General features: G+C 39.9%; 9 protein-coding genes. 2 read left to right on the top strand and 7 right to left on the bottom strand.

Annotated features, from left to right (window positions below):
* Positions 1–591: 591 nt before the first annotated feature.
* Complete coding sequence (locus ABWO12_RS11525) at positions 592–837, bottom strand: hypothetical protein (RefSeq protein ID WP_353089100.1); 246 nt, start codon at positions 835–837, stop codon at positions 592–594.
* 1,083 nt (positions 838–1,920) lie between these two features.
* On the opposite strand from ABWO12_RS11525, the gene ABWO12_RS11520 reads away from it, so the two are divergent.
* The gene (locus ABWO12_RS11520; RefSeq protein WP_353089099.1) at positions 1,921–3,213 is read left to right on the top strand and encodes an MDR family MFS transporter; all 1,293 of its coding nucleotides are present in this window, start codon (positions 1,921–1,923) and stop codon (positions 3,211–3,213) included.
* A gap of 94 nt (positions 3,214–3,307) precedes the next feature.
* Here ABWO12_RS11520 and ABWO12_RS11515 read toward each other — a convergent pair whose 3' ends face one another.
* From ABWO12_RS11515 to ABWO12_RS11490, 6 genes are all read right to left on the bottom strand, one after another.
* Positions 3,308–4,744 carry an APC family permease gene (locus tag ABWO12_RS11515; protein ID WP_353089098.1) on the bottom strand — a complete coding sequence of 479 codons (1,437 nt, stop codon included), beginning with the start codon at positions 4,742–4,744 and terminating at the stop codon, positions 3,308–3,310.
* Between the two features lie 98 nt (positions 4,745–4,842).
* Entirely contained in the window at positions 4,843–5,616 is a 774-nt protein-coding gene (mazG, locus tag ABWO12_RS11510; protein ID WP_353089097.1) for a nucleoside triphosphate pyrophosphohydrolase, read from the bottom strand.
* An 80-nt stretch (positions 5,617–5,696) separates the two neighbouring features.
* Entirely contained in the window at positions 5,697–6,170 is a 474-nt protein-coding gene (locus ABWO12_RS11505; RefSeq protein WP_353089096.1) for a DUF5606 family protein, read from the bottom strand.
* 45 nt (positions 6,171–6,215) lie between these two features.
* Positions 6,216–6,803 carry a peptide deformylase gene (gene def, locus ABWO12_RS11500; RefSeq protein WP_073363823.1) on the bottom strand — a complete coding sequence of 196 codons (588 nt, stop codon included), beginning with the start codon at positions 6,801–6,803 and terminating at the stop codon, positions 6,216–6,218.
* Between the two features lie 57 nt (positions 6,804–6,860).
* Positions 6,861–7,277, bottom strand: coding sequence for a Holliday junction resolvase RuvX (gene ruvX, locus ABWO12_RS11495; protein WP_353089095.1), 417 nt, complete (start codon positions 7,275–7,277; stop codon positions 6,861–6,863).
* A 16-nt stretch (positions 7,278–7,293) separates the two neighbouring features.
* On the bottom strand, positions 7,294–8,142 hold the full coding sequence (locus ABWO12_RS11490) for a copper resistance protein NlpE N-terminal domain-containing protein (RefSeq protein ID WP_353089094.1): 849 nt from the start codon (positions 8,140–8,142) through the stop codon (positions 7,294–7,296).
* A 108-nt stretch (positions 8,143–8,250) separates the two neighbouring features.
* Between ABWO12_RS11490 and ABWO12_RS11485 the strand changes: the two genes are divergently transcribed.
* On the top strand, positions 8,251–8,802 hold a 552-nt coding region (locus ABWO12_RS11485), incomplete at its 3' end, for a hypothetical protein (protein ID WP_353089093.1).

Raw genomic sequence — 8,802 nt, 5'->3', positions numbered from 1 at the left:
TAAAAATATTAAATCCATGTTCACCATTTCTTGATGTCCAAATAAATTGTCCTACTAATTTTATCTTTCCATTCTCAACAGAAATATCGCATTCTTAGCTTCCATTGGAATGGAATTCCTATTTCGAAAAAGAATGGTTACCTGATAATCTTGATATAAAGCTTTTTTTAGAATTGCGTGCCCCGAAAAACCACTTGAGCCAAAAATGACTACTTTCATATGTAATGTTAAATTGCATTTGTTAAACAAAGTCATTTTGTAATATAAGTGTAAAAAAATGAATTTTTTGGAAGGCTGTCTGTTACAATATCCTCTGAAAATAAATTAATTAGTAATGTCTATTCGTTTAGAATAGTGAATGAAATGATTTAAATTTCCAAATAATGTTAAAAACAGAAAACTAACTCTATTAACACTTTCTCATAAAATAAAAAAACTTTCGGTAAAGTATCGTAATGCCGCTTGGTGATATGGCAGATTAAAAAAGCCTAGGCTTTCGGTTAATAACTGAACTTTCTGGCACAAAACCATCTTAAAATTAAGCCTAAACCCTCCATATTGCCAAACGCCAGTTACCAGAAGGTTTCATTATTATTCACAATTCATTTCATATAGATCTACTAAATAAGTCACGCCTTTTTCATTTAAATCTTCTTTGTTTAATTTTTCCAAAAAAATCGGACAGATATCTACAACATAAGCCTTTAGGGTCTTTTTTAAATTCGTAAAACAATTTATACATACGCTTAAACCATTTCCACCAAAGTCATCCAAATATAAAGCAAAATCTTCATTTTGCCTTTTTATATAATATGTTCCTCCACCACCTGTTTTCATTACAGGATTGTAAGCATAGTATGCAGCATATATAGAAATTTTAGCTTCTTGAATAATTTTCGCCCAAACTTTTTTGTTGCTTGGTTTATTTTTTTTAAGGTCAAATAAACTTTGTCTCGCTAATTTAAGAGTTATAAATTTTACAATCTCTTTTTTATCATTAGTAATTTCAAAATTACTAACATCATCTATTTTATATTTTTCTGTTTTGCCATTTTCTTCATTTTTTTAAATTAATTTTTGCATCATCTGGATATTCTGGTAATTCAATAAATCCATTTTTAGAAGTTCCGTCATTAAAAGTTATTTTTCCTTTATAAAATTTTGCAGAAAGCATTAATGGTACAAATAATAGAAGTTATAATGTTTTTTTCATTTTTTGAATTTTAGATAATTTGATTTGTTTTTTTGATATAAACTTTCTGGCAACCATTTTATATACCCCCTAATTAAATTATTTTCTATGAATACGAATTATAGTTTTAAACTTTATTCATTAAAAAAATTAAAACAAAAAACAACCTTTTAATAAACAGTAGAAAAGCAAAATCAGTATAAAAATTACTTTCAATAATTCTCTTCTATGTTCTTGAAAAATTAATCTATTAGGATTATAAAGTTATTATGTTCTAGAATCTTTTGATGACACAAAAGTGTCAAATTTATTTTGAGCTATCGTTTTTCTTTTACGTGTTAAAGATTTACGTTCTATATCAAGCTATTTAGATTTGAATATTTTAATTTTAATCAAAAGATCTATTTTATGATTATTTCTTTAAAATCTAATCTTAGTTTCATTTTCATGTTGAATACTATCATCATAATTATGTAAGCTTCGAGCTCACTATAAGTTAAAATGGTAAAAATCCCGTCCATGGAAATCTGCAAAACGACAAATGATTGTCTAACCCCCAAAAAAAAATGAGCCTACCAAACAAAAATTGAACTAAAAAACTTACTTATCCTTGTGCGACTTAAATTTCTTTTCAAATGGTATTGTGTTAGACAATCTCATTATTTCAAGGCTTTAAAATTTTAGAAAAGTGAAAGTCATAAGCCAAAGTTAATCGCTACTTTTGCTTCATGTTACGAGCTGCCCTACGCCGATATATTTCCAATTTCAAAGGATTTTCACGCGAAATTTGGATACTTACCTTGATTACATTCATCAATCGGGCGGGCACTATGGTACTCCCCTTTTTATCCAAATACCTCAAAGAAGATTTGCATTTTGATTACAATGAAGTCGGTTGGATTTTGTTTTTTTTTGGTTTGGGTTCCATGTTGGGATCCTGGCTTGGAGGTAAACTATCCGATAAGATAGGATTTTATAAAATAATGGTATTCAGCTTATTTACCAGTGGATTTGCTTTTTTTTGCTTGCAATACATCCAAAGTTTTATAGGACTGTGCATCGCCATTTTTACCATCATGGTGATTGCCGACATGTTCCGCCCCGCTATGTTTGTTTCTATCGGAACCTATGCCAAACCCGAAAATCGAACGCGTGCATTAACCCTAGTTCGTTTGGCTATCAATTTGGGTTTTGCCGCAGGACCCGCATTGGGAGGTTTAATCATCATGGGGATGGGGTACAAAGGATTGTTTTGGGTTGATGGCGCCACTTGTATTATTGCCATTCTCATTTTTGTTGTTAAAGTCAAAGAAAAGAAACGACTCCCCATCGATGCTGAAACAAAAGCATCTCTGGAAGCGCAACGAAAATCGGTGTTCTCCGACGGTCCTTTCTGGCTGTTTCTTTTTAGCTGTGTCATTACGGGGATTTTATTCTTCCAACTTTTCACTACCATTCCACTCTACCATCGCATTCAATTTGGTTTAAGCGAACTTCAAACCGGTTTGCTTCTTACCCTCAACGGGATTTTGGTTTTCTTCCTTGAAATGCCTATAGTAAGTGCCGTGGAACGAAAAAAAATCGATAAAGTCAAGATTGTTACTTGGGGCTGTTTTTTTATGAGCATCAGTCTGTTCTTGTTGCTGATTGATCAATGGGCGGGAATTCTAATTGTAATGATGCTGTTTATGACCTTTGCCGAAATGTTTGCCTTTCCGTTTTCAAATACATTCGCCTTGAGTCGCGCCCCCAAAGGACATGAAGGCCGGTACATGGCCATTTTTACCATGAGCTATTCCGCCGCCCATATTTTGAGTGCCAAAATCGGAATGAACGTAGTGGATCACTTTGGGTATGCTACCAATTGGTGGGTCATGGGAATGTTAGGGTTGTTGGGGACAGCAGCTGGGTATACGGTTTATCGATGGGTACAAAAAGAACACAAACAGAATCCTGATTCCCATAAAATAGGATCCACCACTTTTGAACATCCAGCTGAAGGCGGTGAACGGGAGATTTAGCAATGTGGGCAGTATTCAGTGAGCAGTAAGAGGATCTTTGAATCTATTAACCCTCTGGGGGCTTGGGGGCTAACCATCTACTGACAACCAATAACTACCTCGTCTTCTTTAAAAACACATAATACACCGGTACGCCCAAGGCTACAATCCCCAAACCTAAGCCGGCGTTGCGGGTGTCGTATACCAACAAGGCCACACAAATCGCAGCCGTAATCACCATATACAACAAGGGTACAAAAGGATAGCCAAACGCTTTGTAAGGTCGCTCGGCATCGGGTTCGCGCTTCCGCAGGATAAAGAGTCCGCCTATAGTCAAAATATAAAACAACAAAGAAGCAAAGGTGGCATAGGTTAGTAAATCCCCATACTTTCCCGTCATGCACAAAAAAGAAGCCCAAATTGCTTGTACCCACAAGGCGCGAGCCGGCACTTCTTTGTCGTTGAGTTCGCCTGCCTTTTTGAAGAACAAACCGTCTTGCGCCATTGCATAAAACAAACGTCCTCCGCTTAAAATAAGTCCGCTGTTACAACCAAACGTCGACACCATGATCAACCCAGCCATAACCAACACGCCCACATTGCCCATAATCACACTGGCCGCTGCCGCACCCACCCGATCTTCGGAGGCAAACATAATCCCTCGCTCCATAACAGTAGTGCCATCGGGCGAACCGTTGAGCGGCAATAAAGACAAGTACGCCACATTCGCCAACAAATAGATAATGGTTACAATCAAGGTCCCCAAAAACAAACTGCGAGGAATATTACGCTTCGGGTCTTTGATTTCCCCAGCAATAAACGTCACATTATTCCACGCATCACTCGAAAACAATGGATTGATAATGGTAGCACCCATGACGCCCAACAACGCCACGCCGCTCAACACCGAAACCGTCAGGGTGCCGTCTTTTTGGACCGTTTTTTTGGCGTCCCATGCCGAGGCAAAGTTCGCCGTAAGCACCTCCGATTGCAATCCTACGTACAACCCGAGGATGATTAACGCAAAAAGTGCAATCAACTTGGCCGAAGTAAACACTAATTGGATAATCTTCCCGTTTTGAACGCCACGGGTATTGATATAGGTCAGTAAAAAAATACTGAGTATCGCCAAGATTTGCTTGTTGGTAAATACAAAACTTTCATAGGCAAAAATCTTTTGTTCCAACACTGGAAAAAATACCGCCGTATAATTGGCAAACGCCACAGCAACCGCCGCTATCACCCCCGTTTGAATCACGGTAAACACCGTCCATCCGTAGAGAAACGACACGAGTTTTCCATAGGCGCGCTGAATATACACAAACTGTCCACCGGCATTCGGCATCATACCCGCCAACTCCCCATAACTCAATGCCGCCGACATGGTAAGGAGACCTGTAACAAACCACAATACCAAAATCCAAGCCGCCGAACCTACATCACGGGCCATGGCTGATGTTACCAAAAAGATCCCTGAACCAATCATTGATCCCGCCACCAAACTGGTCGCGTCAATGAGTCCGAGCCTGCGTTTTAATTCGTGTTTTTCCATAGTAGATGTTAGACTTTAGTCGTTAGTCGTTAGACTTTAGACATTAGTTGTTATTTAGTTTCATTTTCAAATCTTCAAATTATCAAATTATCAAATTATCAAATCTTCTTCGCCTCATTCCAATACACATCCATTTCCGCCAAGGTCATATCGGCTAGAGATTTTCCCATAGCGTTGACCTTTTCCTCCAAATATTGAAAGCGCTTGATAAACTTTTTGTTGGTACGTTCCAAAGCGTCCTCGGGATTGACATTCAAAAACCGAGCGTAATTGATCATTGAAAACAGCACATCGCCAAACTCCGATTCGATACGGTCCAGGTTGCCGGTCGCCACTTCTTCCTGCAATTCGTGCAATTCTTCTTGAACCTTTTCCCAAACCTGCTCGGGTTGCTCCCAATCGAAACCTACGCCTTTGGCTTTGTCTTGCACCCGACTGGCTTTCACCATGGCAGGTAACCCTTTGGGCACACCTTCCAATACCGATTTTTTTCCTTCTTTTAACTTCAACTTTTCCCAATTGCGTTTCACTTCCTCCTCATCAGCCACGACCACATCGCCATAAATATGCGGATGCCGGTGGATGAGTTTATCGCAAATTTCATGGGCCACATCGGCTATATCAAAAGCGTGGGTTTCACTTCCAATTTTGGCATAAAAAACGATGTGCAACAGGAGATCGCCCAACTCTTTTTTGACTTCTTCAAGGTTGTTGTCCAAAATAGCATCGCCCAATTCATAGGTTTCTTCAATGGTCAAATGTCGTAGGGATTGCAGGGTTTGCTTCTTATCCCAGGGACATTTTTCACGTAAATCGTCCATAATATCGAGCAATCGATTGAAAGCTTGCAGTTGTGCTTCGCGGGTATTCATGGGTATCGTTTTGGGTAAAAATAAGAAATCCCGACCGTTAAATCGATCGGGATAAAAGATATTTAGTTCACTATGCGAATTTACTCGCTTTTCTTGGTAGTTTTCTTTTTGGCTTTCACCTCTTCTACCACTTGTTCTTTGATTTCTTCTGCATTTTCAACTACCGGATCGTCTTTAGAAACCAATCCTTTAGCTTGTAAGATATTGTACCAATTCAATACTTTTTTGATATCAGAAGCATACACCCGGTCCTGATCGTAATCGGGCAACACGGTTTCAAAATACGCAATCAATTTGGCATTATCTTCTTTGTGAGAAAGCGCTGGACCTTCGTTTTCCAATTGTGCAATGGCACGTAACACCTCAACCAAGGGTTTTTCTTCGGTATACGTGTACATTGAAATTTCCGACAATAAACTCACATTACTGCGTAAGCCAACGGTAATTCGTTTTCCGTCTAATAACGATTCGGCAACGAAACCCGAACGCGTTTGTATTTTCAACTCATAAAGCCCGGGTTTTCCGGAAATGGCCAATATTTTATCAATTTTCATACTGAGTGTATTTTTAATGGGGGCAAATATATTTATTTGTTTGCATTAACGTCCTTTTTTGTTGTAAAAACGCATACGATAGTCAGGGCGCGCCTTTCCATCCATAATATTTTGAAGTTTTTTCTTAATTAACGTGCGTTTCAGCATCGAAATTTTATCGGTAAATAAAATCCCTTCAATATGGTCGTATTCGTGCTGAATCACCCGCGCAATTAATCCGTCGAAAACTTCTGTTTTTTCCACAAAATGCTCGTCACAATACTGCAAAGTCACTCGTTCTTTTCGGTACACATCCTCGCGAACATCGGGAATACTCAAACAGCCTTCGTTAAATCCCCACTCTTCACCTTCCTCTTTGAGAATTTGGGCATTAATAAAGGTGCGCTTAAATCCTTTCAGTTGAGCACTTTCTTCCGCGCTAAGGGATTCACTATCCGCAAAAGGCTCGGTATCAATCACAAACAAGCGAATGGGCAATCCAATTTGAGGTGCCGCCAATCCCACGCCATACGCATTGTACATGGTATCGTACATGTTGTGAATGAGTTCGGATAACTGCGGATAATCGGGTGTAATGGATTCCCCAACCTTTCGTAAAACTGGGTCGCCGTAACCCACAATGGGTAAAATCATGGATGTAATTTTAAGGATGGGGCAAAAGTAGGAAAAAAAACAGCGATGCTAAAGGATTTATATCATTTTACGGCTCAGATAATCTTGCAATAAAATGGTGGCTGCAATCTCATCGACCAATCCTTTATTTTGGCGTTGCTTCTTCGTAAGGCCGCTATCAATCATCGTTTGAAAAGCCATTTTTGAGGTAAAACGCTCGTCCACGCGCACCACTGGGATTTCAGGAAAAGTGGCTTGAAATTGCACTACAAAAGCGTCTACCAATGGGGCACTTTCCGAGGGTAAACCGTTCATCTGTTTGGGTTCGCCAATTAAAACGCTTCGCACGTCCTCTTTTTTAAAATAATCGACCAAAAAAGGAAACAATTGCGCCGTGTCGACCGTGATGAGTCCCGAGGCTATAATTTGCAAATCATCTGTAACGGCTATTCCCGTGCGTTTGCGTCCGTAATCGATGGCTAAAATTCGTGGCATGCGACAAAGATAGGGATTATTTGGCCGCGGTAAATTGGGCCAATACCGTTTTCCCTTGGCGCAGCTGTAATTGGTCTTTTTGGATGGAATAGGCATCGACTTGCGATAACATTTTGACAAACGCCGCCTCGACTTGATCATCGGGGCAGGCCATCTTGGTCGAAATGATTGCCGTAAAAGCCAACCCATCCACCGAAGGCATAATATATTGTCCACCAATTTGATTACATCCCATATACGCTGTAAAACGAGCGTCTTTGGACATTAATGTCAGGGTAAATGGTTTTTTAGAGGATTGAATTTTCTTTTTCAAAAGGGTATGCAAGCGCCATTCGGTTCCTGCTAAGGCAAAGGTAACGGGTGCGGCAGGCGTTGTTCCTTTGACCACCGTAGCTTCTTTGGCCACCAGCAATTCCCCTGTTTGTGCATCTTTTTTCATTTTCGTCAAACGATTGCGGGAGGCTAAATCGCCCGTAATGGGTTTTCCCTGCAAATCCAATTGCTGCAAAACTCCCTCCAAAACAGCATACGCATAGGGACCGGTCTTTTGATTGTCCAACTGAATTTGCGTTTCGTTGGCATTCCAACCATAAGTTCCGCATACCACAAAAGGCGTATCGGACTTACCCAAATAACGGGTCGTTAAAACAAAATGGGTGGTATCCTGCAATTCCAACTGCGTCTCGATTCCTTCACAATCGGCACAGGGAAACACGCCTTTATACACCCCGAGATAATCCAAAGTTTGTTTGGCAGAGGTTACCTTTGGGTTCGTTTGGGGAGAAGGTTCCGGTTTGGCTTCTTTGGAAGTACAGGAAAAAAAGGTAAACGCTAAAGTAAAAAGAAGGGAAATGAGGTACCGCATAATGGAATGATTTTGAGTTCAAAACTAAATAGATTACGGAACAATTTTCTTAAAAAATGTGTAAACTTTAGCACAACGCAAACGCAACGGGATTGGTATATTTGCGGAATGAATGCAACACAGCACCTCTTGTTTGTCGCTTTTGGGCACCGGGATTATCAAAATGAATTGATTTGGGCACTGATGTCCTTGGCGTGCGTGCATCCAGAACCTGCATTTCACATCCATATTTTCTCCGACGATACGGCGTATCTTCAATCGCAGCTTCCCTTATCTATAACCTACCATGCGCTGACGTCCGACCAACTTACCGAGGCAAAAGGACCGTCTAATTATGCTTACCGCGTCAAGATTAAAATTCTACAAGACTGCTTGAAACACTACACGGGCTCCTTCTTATACCTTGATACCGACTGTTTGATCACAGCGCCTTTGACTCCCATTTTTGAAGCCCTCGAAAAAGGAATGGTGTTTATGGATAAAAATGAAGGAGCGTTAAAGGCCAATACCGGAGGAATCGCTCGCAAAATGAAAAAAGTGTTGCGTAAACAAGCTACATTTCCTTTACCCAACGGTGAACTAATTACGTTGAGTGAAGCCTTTGAAGTTTGGAATTCGGGATGTATTGGGGTTTCCAACCAACATCTCCCGCTTTTGTAT

Origin of the sequence: Flavobacterium sp. (genome assembly GCF_040379285.1) — a bacterium.
GTDB lineage: Bacteria > Bacteroidota > Bacteroidia > Flavobacteriales > Flavobacteriaceae > Flavobacterium.
Note: the sequence above shows the minus strand (reverse complement) of the source record. Positions and strands in the feature narration are given on the sequence as shown.

What these genes read in the sequence shown, in the direction of transcription:
- ABWO12_RS11525 (WP_353089100.1), bottom strand. Translation starts at nt 837, where the DNA reads ATGAAAACAGGTGGTGGAGGAACATATTATATAAAAAGGCAAAATGAA.
- ABWO12_RS11520 (WP_353089099.1), top strand. Translation starts at nt 1,921, where the DNA reads ATGTTACGAGCTGCCCTACGCCGATATATTTCCAATTTCAAAGGATTT.
- ABWO12_RS11515 (WP_353089098.1), bottom strand. Translation starts at nt 4,744, where the DNA reads ATGGAAAAACACGAATTAAAACGCAGGCTCGGACTCATTGACGCGACC.
- mazG (WP_353089097.1), bottom strand. Translation starts at nt 5,616, where the DNA reads ATGAATACCCGCGAAGCACAACTGCAAGCTTTCAATCGATTGCTCGAT.
- ABWO12_RS11505 (WP_353089096.1), bottom strand. Translation starts at nt 6,170, where the DNA reads ATGAAAATTGATAAAATATTGGCCATTTCCGGAAAACCCGGGCTTTAT.
- def (WP_073363823.1), bottom strand. Translation starts at nt 6,803, where the DNA reads ATGATTTTACCCATTGTGGGTTACGGCGACCCAGTTTTACGAAAGGTT.
- ruvX (WP_353089095.1), bottom strand. Translation starts at nt 7,277, where the DNA reads ATGCCACGAATTTTAGCCATCGATTACGGACGCAAACGCACGGGAATA.
- ABWO12_RS11490 (WP_353089094.1), bottom strand. Translation starts at nt 8,142, where the DNA reads ATGCGGTACCTCATTTCCCTTCTTTTTACTTTAGCGTTTACCTTTTTT.